Annotated in this window: 17 protein-coding genes; 8 read left to right on the top strand and 9 right to left on the bottom strand. The window is 30.2% G+C overall.

Annotated features, from left to right (window positions below; genetic code table 11):
- The first annotated feature begins 177 nt into the window (after window positions 1-177).
- Together EHF_RS04900 and EHF_RS03890 are read left to right on the top strand one after the other, a co-directional pair.
- Window positions 178-300 (top strand): hypothetical protein, encoded by a 123-nt coding sequence (locus EHF_RS04900; RefSeq protein WP_269493460.1) that lies wholly within the window; start codon window positions 178-180, stop codon window positions 298-300.
- Complete coding sequence (locus tag EHF_RS03890; RefSeq protein ID WP_044195448.1) at window positions 301-519, top strand: hypothetical protein; 219 nt, start codon at window positions 301-303, stop codon at window positions 517-519.
- A gap of 324 nt (window positions 520-843) precedes the next feature.
- On the opposite strand, the gene lpdA is transcribed toward EHF_RS03890, so the two are convergent.
- Window positions 844-2,259 carry a dihydrolipoyl dehydrogenase gene (gene lpdA, locus EHF_RS03885; RefSeq protein WP_044195447.1) on the bottom strand — a complete coding sequence of 472 codons (1,416 nt, stop codon included), beginning with the start codon at window positions 2,257-2,259 and terminating at the stop codon, window positions 844-846.
- A 216-nt stretch (window positions 2,260-2,475) separates the two neighbouring features.
- Between lpdA and EHF_RS03880 the strand changes: the two genes are divergently transcribed.
- From EHF_RS03880 to EHF_RS03860, 5 genes are all read left to right on the top strand, one after another.
- Entirely contained in the window at window positions 2,476-4,758 is a 2,283-nt protein-coding gene (locus EHF_RS03880) for a hypothetical protein (RefSeq protein WP_044195444.1), read from the top strand.
- Window positions 4,759-5,244: 486 nt separating this feature from the next.
- The gene (locus EHF_RS03875) at window positions 5,245-6,705 is read left to right on the top strand and encodes a hypothetical protein (protein ID WP_044195441.1); all 1,461 of its coding nucleotides are present in this window, start codon (window positions 5,245-5,247) and stop codon (window positions 6,703-6,705) included.
- A gap of 160 nt (window positions 6,706-6,865) precedes the next feature.
- On the top strand, window positions 6,866-7,324 hold the full coding sequence (locus EHF_RS03870) for a hypothetical protein (protein WP_232228936.1): 459 nt from the start codon (window positions 6,866-6,868) through the stop codon (window positions 7,322-7,324).
- Entirely contained in the window at window positions 7,314-7,850 is a 537-nt protein-coding gene (locus EHF_RS03865) for a hypothetical protein (RefSeq protein WP_044195434.1), read from the top strand. The genes EHF_RS03870 and EHF_RS03865 overlap by 11 nt, the downstream gene beginning before the upstream one ends.
- 475 nt (window positions 7,851-8,325) lie before the next feature.
- Window positions 8,326-9,117: an MBL fold metallo-hydrolase gene (locus tag EHF_RS03860; protein WP_044195432.1), complete on the top strand. Its 792-nt coding sequence runs from the start codon at window positions 8,326-8,328 to the stop codon at window positions 9,115-9,117.
- Window positions 9,118-9,873: 756 nt separating this feature from the next.
- Here the strand turns inward: EHF_RS03860 and EHF_RS03855 are convergent.
- Together EHF_RS03855 and pstC are read right to left on the bottom strand one after the other, a co-directional pair.
- Window positions 9,874-10,689 carry a type I glutamate--ammonia ligase gene (locus EHF_RS03855; protein WP_044195429.1) on the bottom strand — a complete coding sequence of 272 codons (816 nt, stop codon included), beginning with the start codon at window positions 10,687-10,689 and terminating at the stop codon, window positions 9,874-9,876.
- A 6-nt stretch (window positions 10,690-10,695) separates the two neighbouring features.
- The gene (gene pstC, locus EHF_RS03850; RefSeq protein ID WP_044195427.1) at window positions 10,696-11,820 is read right to left on the bottom strand and encodes a phosphate ABC transporter permease subunit PstC; all 1,125 of its coding nucleotides are present in this window, start codon (window positions 11,818-11,820) and stop codon (window positions 10,696-10,698) included.
- 157 nt (window positions 11,821-11,977) lie between these two features.
- Between pstC and alaS the strand changes: the two genes are divergently transcribed.
- Window positions 11,978-14,641, top strand: coding sequence for an alanine--tRNA ligase (gene alaS / locus EHF_RS03845; RefSeq protein ID WP_044195424.1), 2,664 nt, complete (start codon window positions 11,978-11,980; stop codon window positions 14,639-14,641).
- A gap of 708 nt (window positions 14,642-15,349) precedes the next feature.
- On the opposite strand, the gene sucD is transcribed toward alaS, so the two are convergent.
- The 6 genes from sucD to EHF_RS03815 all read right to left on the bottom strand — a co-directional run bounded on the left by sucD (window position 15,350) and on the right by EHF_RS03815 (window position 20,979).
- Window positions 15,350-16,237, bottom strand: a complete 888-nt coding sequence (gene sucD, locus EHF_RS03840) for a succinate--CoA ligase subunit alpha (protein WP_044195422.1) — start codon at window positions 16,235-16,237, stop codon at window positions 15,350-15,352.
- Window positions 16,238-16,244: 7 nt separating this feature from the next.
- Entirely contained in the window at window positions 16,245-17,408 is a 1,164-nt protein-coding gene (sucC, locus tag EHF_RS03835; protein WP_044195420.1) for an ADP-forming succinate--CoA ligase subunit beta, read from the bottom strand.
- A gap of 70 nt (window positions 17,409-17,478) precedes the next feature.
- Entirely contained in the window at window positions 17,479-17,751 is a 273-nt protein-coding gene (gene rpsU, locus EHF_RS03830) for a 30S ribosomal protein S21 (protein WP_024071783.1), read from the bottom strand.
- A gap of 143 nt (window positions 17,752-17,894) precedes the next feature.
- A complete protein-coding gene (locus EHF_RS03825; protein WP_044195417.1) occupies window positions 17,895-18,917 on the bottom strand; it encodes a substrate-binding domain-containing protein in 1,023 nt (340 codons plus the stop codon).
- Window positions 18,918-18,976: 59 nt separating this feature from the next.
- Entirely contained in the window at window positions 18,977-19,591 is a 615-nt protein-coding gene (locus EHF_RS03820; RefSeq protein ID WP_044195415.1) for an SCO family protein, read from the bottom strand.
- Window positions 19,592-19,950: 359 nt separating this feature from the next.
- Window positions 19,951-20,979 carry an NAD(P)H-dependent flavin oxidoreductase gene (locus EHF_RS03815; protein ID WP_044195412.1) on the bottom strand — a complete coding sequence of 343 codons (1,029 nt, stop codon included), beginning with the start codon at window positions 20,977-20,979 and terminating at the stop codon, window positions 19,951-19,953.
- Between the last annotated feature and the right edge of the window lie 8 nt (window positions 20,980-20,987).

Here is a 20,987-nt window from a genome sequence, read left to right as displayed (position 1 = left end):
GTTGTCGAATAAAATTGATACTATAAAAAAAGTTATTTACATTGATAAGAATTTTGTAATGTTACTACATGTCTTGTTAGTTTAATACTGTATTACGGTTTCATTTAGTTTTTGTGTTAAGTAAAAAGATCTTTCTTTATTGGTGTTAGATGTCGGTTGTAAAAGCTATGGTATGTGATGGTTGTTTATATTATTACAAAAAGTGCTGGTGTTCAGGCTGGTTTTATTAGTCTAATAATGTATTACGTGCTTCGTTTAGTTTTTGTGTTAAGTAAAAAGATCTTTCTTTATTGGTGTTAGATGTTGGCTGTAAAAGCTATGGTATATAATAGTTGTTATATTATTACAAAAAGTGTTGGTGTTCAGGCTGGTTTTATTAGTCTAATAATGTATCACGTGCTTCGTTTAGTTTTTGTGTTAAGTAAGAAGATCTTTCTTTATTGGTGTTGGATGTTGGCTGTAAAAGCTATGGTATGTAATAGTTGTTTATTATATTATTACAAAAGTTCTGGTGTTTAGGCTGGTTTTATTTACAATAAGAGGAAATATAAACTATTGTTAGTATTTTGTAATTATGGAATTATATTTTGTTCTAATAAGTAATAGGTGAGACAGATTGCGAATCTTTCTAGTTAAGCATTTTTGTATTTTATGTTGTGAAATTTATAAGAGTATAGAAGGTAATTCTAAGTATCATGTAATTTTCTTAATCTCACAAGCTTACCTCTAAATTAATGGGAAGCATGTATTTTTTTATAAGTTAAAAGACTTATCTTATTACGTATATACGATCAATAACCTTATGATTAAGGTATCAATGATTACATTTAGAATAATGTAAATCTAGCTATTAAGCGAACTGTTGTCGGATGATAATACTGCTTCATGTATCATTTCTGATAGTGTTGGATGGGGGAAGATAGACGATATAATGTCCTGATCGGTAGCTTCTACTTGTTTCCCAATAACATACCCATTGATTATTTCTGTAACTTCTGCTCCAATCATATGTGCGCCTAATAACTCCCCAGTAGATTTGTCTATAATGACTTTAACAAAACCTTCTGTTTCATCTATAGCTACTGCTTTTCCGCTGCAGTTTGCATTAAATTTCCCAATCTTAGTAGTATAACCCTGGTTTTGTGCTTGATTTTCAGTTAGTCCAACACTAGCTATCTGTGGTATTGAAAATATACAACTAGGTATGTTACTTTTGTTTATAGGATGTACTTTATGTTGAGAATTTGTGATTTTATTTTCTTTTACAGCAATACTTTCTACACATAGTACTGCTTCATGGCTTGCTTTATGAGCTAGACATGGAGGACCAGCAACATCACCTATAGCATAAACTCCTGGTTCATTTGTATAGCAATATTGATCAGTGATAATAAATCCAGCACTGTCTGTTTTAATTTGTGTATTCTCAAGACCAATATTATTGGAATTGGGCTGTACTCCTGCTGCCAATATAATTTTATCTACTTGTAAATGTATTCTATTTGAAACTTGAATTTTAGCATAATTGTTAAACTTTTCTAATTTTGTTACTGAACTTTTTGTGTGAATTTTAATTCCTTTGTTGCTTAAAATATTATGCATACATTCAGATATTTCATGATCTTCAAGTGGCAGTATATTATCTTTTAACTCTACCATTGTAACTTGAGTCCCAAATGTATTGTAAAAGCTTGCAAATTCTACTCCTATAGCTCCGCTGCCAATAATCAATAAAGATTCAGGGAGCTTATCCGGTATCATAGCATTTTTAGCATTCCAAACTATATTATTATCAAAATCTATACCCGGTATGCTCTTAGCCTTAGATCCTGTTGCAAGGATGATGTGAGTTGATGTAATGTTAATTGTTTTATTTGAGAGATCTGTAATGTTTACTGTGCTATTGCCGAGTAATTTTGCAGTTCCGTGATAAACTTTTATGTTGTTTTTTTTCATTAATACACTAATGCCGTTGGATAGCTTTTCGACAACATTGCGTGAACGTTCTATTACTTTACTAAAATCGAATTTTACATCTTTTATTGTAATGCCAAAAATATCTGCTTTTTTAATGTTATGGTAGATTGATGCAGATTGTAACAGTGACTTTGTTGGAATACATCCCCAATTTAAACAGATTCCACCTAATGTATTTTCTTGTTCGACTATTGCAACATCATATCCAAGTTGCGCGGCTCTTATAGCTGCTATATACCCTCCAGGTCCGCTTCCAATTATGAGAAATTCATGTTTAGTCATGCTTTTATTTTTTTAGATAATAGTAGGTAATAATAGTAGAGTGTTAGGATATTTGCAAGTTTAACATTTTGAGAGGGTACAAGGTTGTATTTATTAATAAGTCGTAATTTTTAATTAATGTTATGTTGATAATATTTTAATAAAAAATTAACTAAAGTTATTGATTTGTTAAATATTCATAATATTATTAAACATAATTAATTTTTACGTCCATTTATGAAAACTTTGCAGAAATCAATAGAAATGACTGTCAATGAAACATCTAGTAATCAGGAGGTTGCTCAGAATAAAATTAGCATTTTAAATGCATATAGTGTTAATTTTGTTCAGAGAGATAATACTATTTTTTCTGCATACTATGTAAAACGTGCTTTTGTAGGACATGATCTAATATGTGAAATTTATCATGGTAATTCTACCTATCATGTTAAGGTTAATGATAATTCTATATTAAGTCGTGCAGTAAAAGATTACTTGCCAGAAATGTTACTTGTGAAAGGTGTGGATAATGATTTTTTAATTATAGTACTTTCTGAAGGTGTACTTAGAGAATACAAGATAAAAAGCACCATATCATTAAAGATATATAAGGTGCGTTATTTGCCTAATATAACATTGTTTGATATGGGGAAAATACCTTTAAGTAGTTCTGTTAGATCTCTAAAAGAAGAAGTTAAGTATCCTGTTGTCTTATATCAAAATCAGGTAGATACTGTTGTTATTGTTGGAAGGGTTGATAGTGATGATAGAGCGAAATTGCCAGATAGATTTTATGTAATGTGGCGTATGCAATATCATGATAATAAGTTTCAACTTATTAAGCCTATAACTATAGGGGCCAAGTTTAATAGCAGATATTTGTTTAAATATTCTGGTTATATAGGATACGGTAAATATAGCGATAAGTTAATTATGGTGTCAGAGTTTAAAAGACGTCTGAGTTTACTCTATGTAGGAAAGTATCTTAGTAGTGATCACAAGTTTTTTTCCAGTATATACGAAATCTCAGTTGATTATAACTTAGATTTAAATATAGGAGGATGTCTTATAAATCATCGTTATGGGTGTAATTTGTCTGATGATGCTAGGTATCATATTCCAGTGAGTGGGATTGATGTAATTAGTGCTATTCGCAATGGAGAAGATACTTATGTAGCTTATGTTGGAGTAGTACCTGATGGTAAGTTCAAAGATAATGATCAGTTGGTTGTTGCTCATAGTAAGGCAGGTAATCAGCTTTCCATATATGACTTTATGCAGATGAAAGAACATATTACGTCATTATATTTAAAGCATATTGGAAATAGTATAGTAATCACGGTTGTAGGGTCAGACAATATGATCAAGTATGGGATACCAGAGTTACAATTAAAAAGTGGAAATATTACACATATTGATGTCATACAATTTTCACGTCATGAAGTTACAAATATTGCTGATTTTGTGAATGTTGTTACTCAGGATATGTTATTTGAAGATGCATATGCTAAAGTGAATACTGTAGAAGCTAAAAAGACTTATAATAATTATATGGTACATATGTCTTTCAGTATTAGGGAAGTGCAATCTAAAAATATTTTTACTACTATGCAGAGTCATATTTCTACTAATAGTGTTAATATGTCTGTGTACGAAGTTACTACACCTACTCCTTACATGACTGCATATGATTTGCTTAAAGAGTCTGAAGGGTTACAAGAAGTAACTTCAAATTTAAATAGTACTGCTAAAGTTAATGTAAAGCACATGACTACAGAATCATTATCATATGTATCTAGTGGTTCTAAAAAAGAAACTACATTATATTATGGCTCTCATGTGATACCTAGTACGACACAATCAATAATTTTGAATACTGATAGCACTAAGAGTTCTGTAGGAAATAATACTACGGATTTTGTGGATAGAGTATTAGTGTCAACTAATCGTAACCATAATGTGTCAAGTGTTACTAAAATTCCGGTACAGTCTACAACAGTTAAGAGAGCAAAATTCACAACAGGTAAGAAATATATAGGTAATGCTTCAGATGTTGAATATGGTATATCAAACAAAAAAGCAAAATATGGCATAAGAAGCACTACTCAATCTAGTTTTAGAAGCAAAAGTACTCTAAGAAGGCATGTATTTTATGATGAAGATTTTGAAACAACTAGTAATTATGCTGGAATAGATAGATTGAACCTTACAACTACTATAAGTAGATCAGACAGCTTTTCTTTGACAAATGATAGTATTAGTAGGAACAAAACATATTTTGTAGATTACAACTCTGGTAACCATGGATTATTGGTTGGAGCAATATTTATTGTAGGTTTTATTGTTATGCTTTTTGTTGGGATATTTTACAATAAATTTGGTTGTAATAGATTGAGACAGAGTTTGACAAGGTGTGTGGGTAGAAGTTCTAGAGGCAATACTTCAGAGTTACAAGTATTTGAATTGAGGGATAGGCAAGAGATTGCAGGGGTTCAAATCCCTAATAGAATGGCATATTGAAGTTGTTATAAATATATAGTACTACAAGTCACAAGAAAGATAAGATGGTAATATGTGATTGGTATAAGTATTTATAAGATATTTAGATAATGTAAATGATGTGTTTGATTTGAATATTAGGTGTTAGTATTGTTATGTTTTATATGTATATAAATAAGCTTTTTGTGAGAGGAAGATCATTTGGGAACATGATGTGACAAAGACTTGCAGATGAAAATTCAATATAAGGTAATTCTAGAGATGGTGTAGTCGATAAAGAATATATGTGAGTTGTGTTACTTACATAAAATATCCTAGTTGTAGTGGATTATATTATATTCTTTTTATTATATCATGTAAAAATAGTGTTAATTCAAAGGTCTGGTTATGGTTTTTCGCATTTTTTATTAATATATCTTTATTTATTACTGTTAATAGTAGAGAGAAGATTCTTCTTTAGTATGAATTATTAGTTAATGTTAGTACTATAAATTTTGTGTGAAAGTAATGTCATTTTTTTCTAAAGTGTCTAAGAATAAAGTAGTCATATCTGTAGGAGATAATGGAGCTGTAATTCTGAATATCGTTAATGGTGGAGTATGTGATAAGTATTTTATTGAAGACGAACAGGATATAGATTTCTCAAAAGTTGTATCATGTGTGGTTAAGTATAAAAAATCTCCAGTATATCTTGTATTAAATCATTCTGATCAAATTTATACTGAACATGTAATACCTACGTACAGTCGCATTGTTGCTAGGTCTTTAGTCAGAATGAATCTTAGTAAAGTTATGGGTGATTGTGAAGTAGGTTCTGCATTTTTATTAACAAAACCGGATGCTTTGAGTAAAAGCTGGCATTATATGGTTGCAACAAGTCGACTAAACAGCTTATCTAAGAAGCTATTGGAAATTATTACTGATAATTTATGTAATTTTTGTGGGATATTGTTATTACCCATAGAATTATCATATCTTTGTGATAAATTACTTAAACTTCAAGGTAAGGACGATGAAGGGTGGGCTATATTGATAGCCTATACCAAAACAAATGATTTTAGGCAAGTTGTTCTATATAAAGGTAAGATAGTACATGTAAGTACTATTGTTATGGCCGAAGATGAAATGTTGCCAAGTATTATTGCAGGCAAAGTTTATCAGGAGATATCTGATACGATTTTATATCTTGCTAAACTTGGGTATAGTAAAGAGTCAGTTATCAATTTGTACATTATAACTTCTAGTGATATCAAAACTAGTTTATTATTATTTGATTTTAAGAATATAAATAAGAGTATCTTTACTCCATATGAATTATCAAAAATTTTAATGTTGAAACAATCCTCAAGTGTTATGAGTGAATTTTGTGATACTGTAGTATTGTGCGCTATTACAGAAAAGAAACCATTGAAGATTTTGCATACGAAGAATACCAGCTTGTTCTGTAGAATTTTCTTCTTTAATAAGTATTTCATACCTTCTTTATTATGTTTTATTGTACTGATGTCTTTGCTAAATGTAGCTTATATGTTTAGTATAAATAATGGTTATGATGAGAAAATTGATCTACTACTTCATAAAGAAGAATTAGTGTCTCGAGTTGAAAGAATTAATCAAGATGCTCAAGTGAGACGAATTAGTGAAATGTATGAAACAATAGATGTGTATAAATTGCTTTTAGCAGATGATTTTTTTTCTTTTGACTTAATTTTGCAATTGCGAAAAATCGATTTAAAAGGCTTTAAAATCAATTACTTGTCATTCAATACAAACAGTAATGGTATAACAGTAAAACTATTATTGAAGTTTGTGGAGGACAAACAGTTTTTATATTATTTTAACGACTTAAAAGATAGAATGATAAAAGAATTTAAAGATTGTGAGGTAGAGGTAATAGATATTGCACCCAATATTTCAGATGGTCAAAAAATTGTTGTGGTGAAACTAGAGAAGTACCGTAATGAATAGTAAACTGTTAAAAAGATACTGTATAATAAAAGTATGGGTATGTATAATGTTGTTGGTTACCTTGTCTGTGACATTACATTATTTATATAGATCTAATACTTATATCGTGCAAAATAATTTACGTATTGCTGATGAAATTCAAAAATTGAGTTTCAAAGTCATGAACGTTCACAAGCACGAAGCAATGCTAAATGATAGTGGAATTTTATGGCAAGAGATATCAACTTCAAATATATATAGTACTTTCTACGAAGAAAATTTAGGAGCATTGATAAGCAATTTGTTTAAGAAGTATTATCTTTTTAATTTTCAGATAAACATATCTAGTCCTAAAGTAGTTAATGATATATATAATAAACAACATATAGATGTAATTAAGCGTCATATTGAAATTAGGTTTTCATCTATTAGTGATGAGCAGGTATTTTTATTCCTTAATGCGATATACAATGATATTTCTGGATATGTCAAAGTTATTAGTTTGAATATTGAGAAAAATACCGATATTACAAATGAAGTATTACAAGCTGCATTGAAAGGTGAAACTATACCTATTGTACGTGGTAGTATTTCATTTGAATTATATAATATAATAGCTAGGTTTATTAATGAAGGTTAGCGTAATACTATCAATAATGCTTTTATATATAATGTCTAGTACTCGATGTGAAGCTAATATGCATGGTTGTCTTGGATTAATATACGCATTAAATTATTGTACAAGTTATACTTGTGAGATGGATTTTTTGAATGATAAAATTCAGTATACAGTTTTTGGATTAAGAGATAATAGTTGTAAGTTAATGGAAAAAGATGATTCAGGACTTGCATTATGTTACATACCACAAGAAAAATTGAAAGCAATGTCTGAATATTTAGTAAGAGTCATTACTAGTAATTTGAGTGTTAATACTGATAAAATTGAAGATGTGTTGGTTGAAGTGTGTAACTTTTATTCTGTAATACAGGAAAGCTTGATACCAGAAAATGAAGAAGTTACTGAACAAAATGTATTGGAAGTAAAACGTGCTGCGGAATTAAAAAGAAGGAATATTAACATTAGTAAAATTAAGAGTATATTTTTTTCAGAAGAGGATGTTTTAAAATTGCGTACCATATATGCTCAAAGCCAAAATATGGAGTAGAATTTAATGTTCATGTATAAATTTGTACGAATTATGAAGTGCATTTAAAAATGTAATGGTCAATATAGAATAAAGTAAGTTATTTTGTATGTTAAGTTACAGCAAAATCAAGTAATCATTGTGTCATGTTTTGAAACTTGTCTATAATCTAGATATACGCTGTATATTTGGAATATGTTTATAATCTATAATAGTATTTGAAATAAACGGGAAAGTAATATTATAGGTATACTGATTAATAATCTAGTTTAATAAGGCTATATTTGAACTTGTCTTACTATCTATTATATATCTGAGATATATTTAGTCTATAATAGAACTTTGACATGAGTGAGTAGATAATACCACAGGTATAGGTAGTATATTAATTTTATGATCCTAATTTATATATGTGCATATAGTAGAGCAATAATTTATATGCTTGACTAGTAAAGCTACTAATGATATTGATCATACGTCAATATGTTGATTTTTTATGAGAATAACAATTCTTGGGTGTGGTTCATCTGGAGGTGTACCAATTGTAGGCTGTAAGTGTGATGCTTGTGGTTCAAGTGTAAGGTATAATAAACGGATGAGGTCTTCAATATTTGTTGAAAGCAAAGATACGCAGCTGCTTGTTGATACTACTCCTGACTTAAGATTTCAGGCATTACAAAATAATTTATCATCTGTTGATGCGGTATTGTATACTCATTTCCATTCGGATCATTGTGATGGTATTTCTGATCTTCAGCCATTTGTTCCTAAGCATGGTTTGAATAGCATACCTGTATACAGTGATATGGATACTTTATGTTTATTAACTGCTAGTAACTCATATTTCTTTATTCCTAGTGCATATACTTCTACCTGGAAGAGGTGCCATCATTTGACAGTGAATGTAATATATCACTATAAAGAATTTGCTATTAAAGATTTTCGTATATTAGCTATAAGACAGTTACATGGTATTAGTGAGTCTAATGGATTTATATTCAATGATAAAGTCGCTTATTGTACCGATGTCCAATCTTTTCCAGAAGAGTCTTGTAAATTTTTATATAACAAGAAAGTGTTGATATTAGGTTGCTTAAAGTATGATGCAAGTTTTGCACATTCTCATGTAGATTTATGTTTAGATTGGATAAAAGAGTTTAAGCCAGAAATTGCTGTTTTGACTCATATGAGTCATTATCTTGAGTACTATTCTTTGGTTGATTATGTAAGAAGTCATTCTAAAGATAATATAATAGTTGGTTATGATGGACTGCAACTTAATGTTTAATAGTGTAAGGTAAAGTAGAAATAAACTATACACGTATATGAGGTATATGATTAGATAATTGCATCAATCTAATAAATGAAAATTTTAGCTGTATGTTATACTTAGTCACTAGAATTGTATTTCTTTTTGATGTTTTTAGTTAATTTATAGTTTCATATAATATTGTAAATAAGCATTTTATATCACTTGATATGATATCCTTCTATCTATTTCATAATGCGAGTATATTAAAAGACAAATGTTATATACCTGATATAAAATCAGTCTTTGATTATCCAAGTAAAATATAGTTTATGTTACTTCATAACAAAGAAACTTCTTTTATATTTATAATTTTATCAGATTACAATAAACTTTATGATGTTAATGCTTATCATTATATTTGATTATTAACCTATGGCTAAAGGATTGTGTACATAAAGCTGATTTACTCATACTAAATGATACTTTATTGCTTTATTTAAACTTAGTGATAATTTTTCAAGTCTATATTGTATATCTGAGATATCCCATAAATTTTGAGTAGGGTTGTGTGTTTTTTTTATACAATTATTTTTAAAAGTTGTTAAGGCCTGTAGTTACATCTATGCAGGTGTTGAAGTCCTATTTATATGATACTTTACTGCTTCATTTAAACTTAGTGGTAATTTTTCAAGGTTATATTGTATATCTGAGATATCCCATAAATTTTGAGTAGGGTTGTGTGTTTTTTTTTATATAATTATTTTTAAAAGTTGTTAAGGTCTGTAGTTACATCTATGCAGGTGTTGAAGTCCTATTTATATGATACTTTATTGCTTCATTTAAACTTAGTGGTAATTTTTCAAGGTTATATTGTATATCTGACGATATTCCATGGATTTTTGGTGGTGGCTGTATTTTTTTCTCTATTCCGTAAATTATTCCTTGCAAAACTGATGTTATAGCTTGGTTATAATTACAGTCTGCTCCAGGTACTCTATGTTCTATTCTACATTTTGTTGGATCTGTGCTGGTGCTTGGTATACGGATGGAGGCACTTCTGTTATTTCCTCCCCAGCTTATAGTTGTTGGAGTATCTATATCAGCATGTATGTATCTTAAGTAGGAGTTGTTATTTGGAGCAAAGAAAATCATATGTTTTTTCATTAGAGAACATAACCCTCCTATGCTGTACGATAAATAATCACTCATTTTGTTATTTTGATTAAAAAATAAATTGTTGTTATTAGAATCAAGTAAATTTATGTGTATATGAAATGCGCTTCCTGGTTTGTCTAAATATGGTTTTGCAGAAAAATTAATACTTCCTCCAAAATGTTTTATACTGTCTGCTAAAATTTCTTTTATAAGATTAAGCTCAAGAATAAAATTAGAAATTTTGGTAGTTGTAGATGTTTGTATCTCATATTGTAAACTATCTTGTTCTTTTGTTATGTTACAGTTAAAAGGAGATATCCTCTCCTTAATATTGGTAACTAATGAGCTGATATTGTTTGAATTTATATTATCAAAATAGAATTCTAATTCTACTCCTATTAGAGGGGTAATGTTAAATTTAGTACTGAGATAATCTAACGTATAGTTTAACATATGAAGCTAGTGAATTTTAATAGATTTTGTTGCTTTTTTTGTAATGTGTAGTGCAAGTAAATTAAGAAGCCACGTTATTATAAATAGTGTAAGCCCTAAAGCATATGCTGATGAAGTTTGAATACTATTGAAGTTTTGATCTCCAGTTAGAATTGTAGCAATTTGCACTGTAATAGTAGTTACAGCATGTAATGGATTAAAACTTAAATGTGCTGTTATACCAGCTGCCATTAATACAATCATTGTTTCTCCAATTACTCTTGAAATTGATAATATAATTGAGCTAATGATATTGGGTAATGCATATGGGATTATAATATTCCAAATAGTATCTGCTCTTGATGCTCCAAGTGCCATGGATCCATATCGTAAAGTCTTGGGGACAGAATGTATAGCATTCTCTATCAGAGAAGTAATGAATGGGAGAATCATGATTCCTATTACTAGTCCAGCTACTAGTGCATTTTCCGATTGAGCATTAAGATTGTAATACTTTGCCAAACTTCTAATCGATGGTGATAAAAATACTACGGCAAAATATCCATACACTACTGTAGGAATACCTGCTAGTATTTCAAGTATTGTGTTGGTTATATATCTTATTTTCTTACTTGCATATTCACTTATATAAATTGCAGAAAATAATCCTAGAGGTGCGGCTATGGTTATTGCAACAATAACTATAAGGAGTGTACCGCTTAATAATGGTAATATTCCAAATGATCCGACTGGTTTTCCGTCTATGATGTCTGGATCAGGTTGCCAGTTAATTCCAAATAAAAAATCAGTTAATGGTATCTTACTGAAAAATAATGCTGATTCATAAGTTAAGCATAGTACTATACATATTACGATAATGGAGAGTAAGGCTACTGAAGAAAACATGATAAGCTTCAGTAGTAAGAATTCTTTATCTATGTATGCTGCTATTAATATTAAAATTAATACAATGAATGTTACTAAGATAAATGCTATATTCAGGTGCTGTGTATAAAATGAATAACAGACAATGAATGGATAGATAATATTTAGGTAAGTTATAATATTAAATTTATCTTCGAAAGTAAGTTTTACTTTATGATAATTTCCTATTAATAATGCTATAGACAATAGTATTGTAATGAATATCATGTTATTTATAAATAAAGTTCACAAATTTGTTATATGTATAATTTAATAATTATACCTTTGTTGTATAAGTCAATTTATTTTATCACTTTTATAGTGCTTTGTAATATCAAATGTATGCTTTTATGATGTAATTTATATTTTATGAAAGAATGAGTTTATGATAAAAAATAACTTAGTTAGCAATCTTCGAAAATTATTTATAGATTTTTTTGCAAAAAATAGTCACCAAGTTTTTCCATCTTCTCCACTAATGATAACAGATGATCCATCTTTGTTATTTACTAATGCTGGTATGGTGCAGTTTAAACAGATGTTTATTGATCCTAGTAATGCGAGTATAGATACAGCTGTATCAAGTCAAAAATGCTTAAGGGTAGGTGGTAAGCATAATGATTTAGAGAATGTTGGACATACAAATAGACATCATACTTTTTTTGAAATGCTTGGTAATTTTAGTTTTGGTCATTATTTTAAGGAAGGTGCTATAGAATTTGCTTGGAATTTTATTACTAAAGAGCTGTCTTTGAACAAGAATAAGCTATATTTTACAGTATATCATGATGATCAAGAAGCGTTTGATTTATGGAAAAAAATCAGTGGTGTTTCTGATAGTAAAATAATCAAAATAAAAACTAATGATAATTTTTGGAGTATGGGAAATACAGGACCATGTGGTCCTTGTTCAGAGATTTTCTATGATTATGGGGATAATGTAAAAGGAGGATTACCTGGTACTTTAGAAGAAGATGGTGCAAGGTTTACGGAGATCTGGAATTTAGTTTTTATGCAATATGATAGAAAGTTAGATGGTGAACTATGTGCATTACCAAAAAAATGTATAGATACTGGTATGGGACTTGAAAGAATTACAGCTGTTATGCAAGGGGTACATGATAACTATGATATAAGCTTGTTTAAAGATTTGATAGAGGTATCGAAAAAGCAATCAGGTGATAATACAAATGAACTTGCCCATAGAGTTATTGCAGATCATGTACGTTCAGCAGCATTTCTAATAGCAGAAGGCTTAACACCAGGTAATGAAGGAAGAGATTACATTTTACGTCGTATAATTAGAAGAGCAGCTCGATATGTATATATGTTAAAATATGATGGAGCTTTGATGTATCAAATCTTTCCGACTTTAATTGATGAAAAAAGTTGTGGATATATGGCGGATTATTATCCTGAATTATTTCATGCTAAAGATCTAATAGTATCAATTTTAAAGATAGAAGAAGAGAATTTTAGAGATACTTTAGTTAGGGCATTGCCATTACTTGAGAAAGAGTTAATGAACTTATCTTCAGGTGATGTTTTATCAGGTGATATTGCTTTTAAATTGTATGATACTTATGGGTTTCCGGTAGATGTCACTTTAGATGTTATAAAAGAAAAAGGAGTAAAATTTGATGAACAGGGCTTTTATGATAACATGAGCAAACAAAAAGAAAGATCTAGGCTTAACCATTCCATAAAATCTGATCAACAGTTAAAAGGAAAATTTTGGACAGATGTTAAACAGTATTGTGGTGATACAAAATTTATCGGGTATGAACATTGTAATGCTAAGGCTAAAGTTTTATCAATAGTCCATGGAAATGATAAGAGTATTGAAGTAGCTAATGTTGGAGATAAAGTTGATATATTGTTGGATATAACACCATTTTATGCTGAATCTGGAGGGCAAAAAGGAGATACAGGAATATTAAGTGTTATTGTGAGACAGGAAAAGGCGTTACTTGATGATAGTAATGTTGCTGAAGTGATAGACACAAAAAAGATATTAGATACTCTTTATGTTCATGAGTGTGTTATCAGAAAAGGCTCCGTAATGGTAGGGGATATAATTTCTGCAGAAGTAAATGATGAAAGAAGAAAAAATTTGTGTGCTAATCATTCAGCAACACATTTGTTACATTATGTCTTAAAGTCGGAAATAGATAATAGCATCATGCAAAAAGGATCATTGGTAAGTGATGATAAATTACGATTTGATTTTAGTTATGGTATGGCATTAACAAATGAGCAGCTTACTTTGATTGAAGATAAGATGTATTCTTTAATACGTGAGAATAGTCCTGTTATTACTGATATATGTAATTTAAAAGATGCAGTTGCTGAAGGGGCTGTTGCGTTGTTTATTGAAAAATATGAAGAACATGGAGTGAGAGTAGTTAATATAAAAGATTCGAAAGAATTATGTTGTGGTACTCATGTGAAATACACTGGCGAGATAGGGTGTTTTAGGATAATCTCAGAAGCTAGTGTTGCTTGTGGAATACGTAGAATAGAGGCTGTTACAGGTCAATATGCAATAAATTATTTCAGACAACAAGAGAAGATGTTGTATTCAATTGCTGAGCATATTAAGACTCCTATAGATAATGTATTACCACAAATAGATAAGCTTAATAAAAGTAATCAAGAACTAAAGCAGAAATTATCAGATGTCTATTTTAGTATGATTAAGCTACAAGGTGTTAGCGCTGAGAAAATAGGAAATATTGATTTCTTGTATAGTAATTTAAATGATGTACCGATTGATATAGTTAGGAAGTTTGTTAATAAGCATCTAACTGATAGTGGGATTATATTGTTTTCTAATGTTGTGGATCACAATGTGATATATACTGTAGGAGTTGGGAGTAGTTTACATAGCAAAGTTAAAGCTGCAGATTTTGTAAAAATAATAGGTAGCGTAATGAAAAGCAAAGGTGGAGGCAATGCTCAATTAGCGCAAATTAGTGGAGAATACGTTAAAGGAGTGGATATTATATCGCATGTAAAAACTAAATTAATTAGTATTTTTAATGATTAGATAATGCAAATTTTATATGATTTCATATTCTTTTTGTTGTAAAGATAGGCATATTGTTTATTGATTTTTGAGATAATTTGCTTGTATTGAAAATGAAATGGATATTGTGAGTATGATAAGGTTAATATTTTTTAAATAGTATGTTACGAATAAGAAATAGGGAGTGTGTATTATAAGGTTTTGAGATAGCAAAGCTCTGTAGGCGGCAAGTTAAAAATTTTTATAATATTTAATAGAGATAATATATATACTTTGTTAATGGAAAAATACTTGTATGTAAGATTTTTTTATAAATTATCTAAACATGATTTGTTGTGACAAGTATAAGTTTATAGAAGTATTGATAGTAAAAATTCAAATGAGTTGTTAAGACAATGTGCTTGCTTATAGTAAATGCTGGAAATACTTGGCTTTTTAATATCAATTATGTAAAAGTTAATTAATAACTGTATGCTAGCATCTTTTCGTTTTATCTACTCATCTTTATAGGATAATCCTCATTATAGCTACATGGAACAGCATAAAACAGTCAGTGCCAGAAAATGAGTATTGAGAAACCATAAAAAATGCATCCTGTTTTGCTTGTAACTTTACAAAATAAGCCTACCGCTTATCACTGGCCAAGAATTTTAACATAACAAGAAGCAAATGTTGATATCAACCCAGCATTTAAAAATATACAATATAGGCAAAAAAGTGTATTTAAACTTAGCTTTTTGTTTTATTATTCACAGCTTCTAACATTGTTCTTCCTATGACTGCTGGAGTTTCAGCAATAATAATACCTGCATTTTTCATGGCTGCTATTTTATTCTCAGCACTGCCTGAAATACCGGAGGAAATTGCTCCAGCATGACCCATGCGTTTCCCTGGAGGTGCAGTTTTTCCAGCGATGAATCCAACTATAGGTTTATTAGTTCTTGATAACTTTATAAATTCTGCAACCTCTTCCTCTTCTGACCCTCCAATCTCTCCAATCATGATAATACCATGTGTGTCTGGATCGCTTATGAATAGCTTCATGCAGTCTGTGAAAGACATTCCATGAATAGGATCTCCACCTATGCCAATACATGTTGATTGGCCTAATCCAACTTCTGTGGTTTGTGCTACTGCTTCATATGTAAGTGTTCCAGAGCGTGAAATAACACCTATATGACCACGTTTATGTATGTATCCAGGCATAATACCAATTTTACATTCTTCTGGAGTGATGATACCAGGACAATTAGGGCCTATTAATATACTTGCTGAGTTAAGTAAAGCACGTTTTACTTGTACCATATCTAAAATAGGTATGCCCTCTGTAATACAAATGATAAGCTCTATCTCAGCTTCAATTGCTTCTAATATTGCATCAGCTGCGTAAGGGGCTGGAACGTAAATAACAGTAGCATTAGCTCCTACCTCTAATTTAGCTTGCTTGACAGTGTTGAAAACTGGTAAGTTCAAATGATATGTCCCACCTTTTCCAGGAGTTACTCCACCTACCATGTTTGTTCCATAAGCAATAGCTTGTTCTGAATGGAATGTACCATGAGCACCAGTAAAACCCTGGCATATAACTTTTGTATTACTATCTACTAAAATGGACATATTGCCTCTATTTCTTTACTATATTAACTATATTGTATGCTGCTTCGCTTAAATCATTTGCTGTAATAATATTTAAATTTGAGTCATCTAGTAGTTTTTTTCCTAATTCAAAATTTGTTCCGGATAACCTTACAACTAATGGAACCTTTATCCCAATTTCTTGTATAGCAGCAATAATCCCACCAGCAATTATATCACAGCGCATTATACCACCAAATATATTAACTAATATTCCATCAACCTTACTATCTGCTAAAATGATCTTGAATGCTTCAGTAACAGTTTTTTGACTTGCTCCTCCACCCACATCTAAGAAATTTGCTGGTTCAGCACCATAGTATTTAATAATATCCATAGTTGCCATAGCAAGTCCTGCACCATTTACCATGCATCCAATATTACCATCCATCTTTATATAGCTTAAACCATACTTTGAGGCTTCTATCTCTTCTTTAATTTCTTCATCATAGTCGCGTAGTTCCTGTATGTCAGGATGACGATATAATGCATTATCATCAAAATTCATTTTTGCATCGAGAGCAATAAAATCTCCTGATGATGTTTCTACTAAAGGATTAATTTCTATTTGGCTTGCATCAGTGCTTAACATGGCTTTGTATATTTTTCCAGCTATATCGGAAATTTTTCTTGTTTGATCTAAACTTAGATTACTGTCAAAACATAAATTACGTCCGTGAAAGCTCTGGAATTCAAATATTGGGTCGATATCACATACAATAACTTTTTCTGGATAAGTCGAAGCTACTTCTTCTATGTCAACACCACCTTCAGTTGAAAATATTATGCTTACTTTACCTTGTTTACGATTTACAATAGCACTTATGTAATATTCTTTCTTGATATCACAGCCTGCCTCTAAGTAGACTTTTCTTACTTTTTGTCCATCTTTTGAAGTCTGATGAGTAACTAAAGTTGACCCTAACATATTTTTTACAGACATCTTAGCTTCGTCTAACGTACGAGATACTACAACCCCACCGGCTTTACCTCTACCACCAGCATGAATCTGAGCTTTTACAACAACTATCTTTGAATTTAACTGACTAATAGCACCATCAACTTCACTCAATGAATGTACTACAACTCCTTTCGGAATGTTAATCCCAAACTTACTTAGTATATGCTTTGCCTGATACTCATGAATATTCATATTAATACACCTTACTTGTACTATGACTATGATTTAGTATATAGAGAGAGCTATAATTATAACTCTATACTCATTTATTAGTGCTGTCATCAGCTTGAGAAGGCCTCTTCACCTGAAAATGTCTTGCACTAACTTGAAACTTAGTAAACTGTGGCTCGTAAGGTATCTTGTGCAATTTCTTCCTTCTTCTTTCACAATCATCCTTTTTCCTTGCACGTTTTTCTGATGGTTTTTCATGATGAGTAATCTTCATCTGTCTAGGCTTCCCCTCACGTTGTAATTTCTTTTTGAGGGTACGTATACCTTGTTCTATATCTCCATGGTAAACTATAACTTCAACCAAAGAAAGTCCTCCTATATAGATAAATCGAGCAGTAATGATACCAATAACAAATTAATTATGTCAAATTGTTTTTAAGAAATTATGATCATAAAAACATTATATATAACTTTAGATAGTAAATGAACCTATATTTATGATATTTGCTATTGTTTTTCCAATGTGTTGATAATGCGATTTTTAGTGTCTTCTAAATCTTTATCTGATAAAGGTATAAAGCCTAATCCAATTAGGTATCCATTCTTGCCAATAGAATCTTCTCTTAAGATTACCTTAATAAATTCTTTTAAGCCAGGAGAAAGGTTAATGTGCTCTTGTTTTATATATAAATATAGAGGTCTTGATAGAACATATTTTCCTGAGGAAATTGTCTCATAATTAGGTTCTATTCCTGCTATTTTGTTTGCGTGAATTTTATCTTGATTTTTAACTAAAAAACTAAAACTTAATATGCCGAAGGCATCATGGTTTTTCGCTATTTTTTGTATAATAATATTTTCATTTGCAGCAACTTCAATGTACTTACCATCATTACGCATGACACCACATATGCGTTGCCTTTTTGTAAGGTCAGGGTATACATCGATAAAGTTTTGGTTAGTTATACAAGCATCTTGCATTATTTCTTCTATTAGTATGTTGTAAGTTCCAGTGTTTTTGTATGGACCATAAACTTCAATATCAATATTAGGGAATCTGTTGTTAATTTCAGACCAATATCTAAAATTGTTTAATGGTATTGTTTCAATATATTCATTTGATGTAGAATATTTACTTAAAGCTTTAAATAGATCTTTTTTAGTAAAATCAAGCTTATCGCTGTCTTTAGAACTTGCGATTACTATGCCATCATAACCTATAATGAGTTCTATAATATTATTGATATTATTACTTTTACATAATTTAAGTTCTGCATCGTTGATCTTTCTGGATGACATTACTATATCCGGTGTATTTTTTCCTGCACCTTGACAAAACATACTGAATCCCATGCCACTACCGACTGACTCTATTATAGGGGTTCCATAATCTGAAAATCTTCCAAATTCTTCTGCTATGGCTGAGATAAATGGAAATGCTGTAGACGACCCAACAACTCGTATTTGTTGTGCATTAGAATTAAATACTAATATTATTAGCAATAAAAACAGTAAAAGAAATCTATCCATCACGCATATCCATAAATTCATATAAGAGTGTGTACTATTCTCTTTAATTAATTATTAAATTAGAGGTATTGTTTTATTATAGATAATAGCTCATCTGCTTGATTTGTTTCTTCTTGTAACTTTGGATAAAAGTATGTAAGATACTTCCCTTTTTTATCGAGAATATACATTATAGTAGAGTGAGAGATTTGATTATCTTTATCTGGTTGCCCCACATATATGTTATAATTTTGTATTATTTGCTTAATATCTTCAGTATTGCCTGTTAGCATTTGAATTCTTGAATCGAAATGGTCATGAAATTTTTTTAACTTTTCTACAGTATCATTTATTGGATCAACTGTGATAAAAATGACTTGTATTTTATCTGCATCATTACCAAGTCGTGAAAGAACTTCAGATGCTAATCCTAATTCTGCAGGGCATATACTTTCACATGAAGAAAATCCAAACAAAACTAACATGTATTTTCCTCGAAAGTCGTAACTATTTACTACATTCCCATCTTGATTCGTTAAAGTAAAACTAGTCTCAACATGAGATCCATCCGGTATTATGTTAGTAGAATCATGATGCTTTACTTGAAAGATACCTTGTTTTGTTATGTAAGAATATCCTAAAAAAACTGCTGCAACTAATAAACAGACATTAAGTATAAATTTGATGACTTTCATTATATGCTCCAATACATAATAAGTTTTGTTATAAAGTGTCGAGTCATATGCTATACCAAGGTGATATTATGTCAAGTTACTAAAAATCTTTTATGGTGTATTACTACTTTAACTTTGCTAATATTTTAGTTTCAATGAAGTATATGGATTGTTGTATTTTATATGGAATCACGGTGTAATTTGTAAATAATCTTTTTTATTTCTTTACATAAAAGATTAAAAAATAAAGATTTGTTGATATATAACATAAATAAGCTTTGCAAAAAATTTTTTATATTAGGCTTAAATTTACATGTTTCTTAGTTTGTTAAAATTGGTAAATATAGCAGTACTGCTGTGTCTATATATAAATTAGTTATTTAACAGGTCGTTAATTTTTGTACCGAAGTTATATAGTTACACGCTTGTAGTATGAGCCCTTGAATTACTTGTTCGGTAGTTTGTATTTCACGTATCATTCCTACACTTTGTCCGGCCATGAGAGATCCATTGGTGATATCCCCTTCTATTACTGCTTTTCGTAATGCTCCGGCCCAGAATTTTTCTATGGTAAGTTGCCCATCTTCTTTTGAAATTTTTCCTTGGTTATATAAATTAATGACATCTTTTTGTAATTCTAAAAATTTCATGCTAGCATCATTTGCTATAGCTCGTACTGGTATAACTGAAAAATCTTTACTTAATTGTGAAGATGATATTGCATCCCTAGAAGAAGATTTAATAAATATCTCCTTAAAGTTTTTATGTACACGTGATTCATGTGTGCACACAAAAAGCGTCCCAATCTGGCATCCACTTGCTCCCATTATTAAATAATGTGCTATCATTTCTCCTCTTCCAATCCCTCCGGCAATAAAAATAGGTACTTTTTTAAGGTGTTCTTCTTGTCTAAAATAGGGTAGTATTTCCTGTATCAGCACAGAAGTACTTACAGGGCCTATGTGTCCACCTGCTTCCATTCCCTCTACTATTAATGCATCTACTCCTGCTCTTACTAACCTTTTTGCAATTGATAAAGATGATGCAAAACACATGATTTTGATATTTGCATCTTTAATACGGTTTATAATTTTACTATTGGGTATACCACCTGCTAATACTATATGTGTGATGTTCTTTTCAATGCATACTTCAATTAATTCATTTAAAGTAGGATGCATTATAATTAAATTTACCCCAAAAGCATTGTCTGTTAACTGTTGAGTAAGTTCTATTTCTTTCCTTAGTTCTTCAGAACTAATAGAACCACACGCTAAAACACCAAACCCTCCAGCATTTGATATTGCAGATACTAGGTAAGGATCTGAGACCCAACTCATTGCTCCACCCATAATAGCAAATTTACTTCCTAGAAACTCTATACCTACTTTCCATAATTCTGATAGCATGACAACTC

The organism is Ehrlichia japonica, assembly GCF_000632845.1.
Lineage (GTDB): Bacteria > Pseudomonadota > Alphaproteobacteria > Rickettsiales > Anaplasmataceae > Ehrlichia > Ehrlichia japonica.
This window is presented reverse-complemented; position numbering and strand designations above follow the sequence as displayed.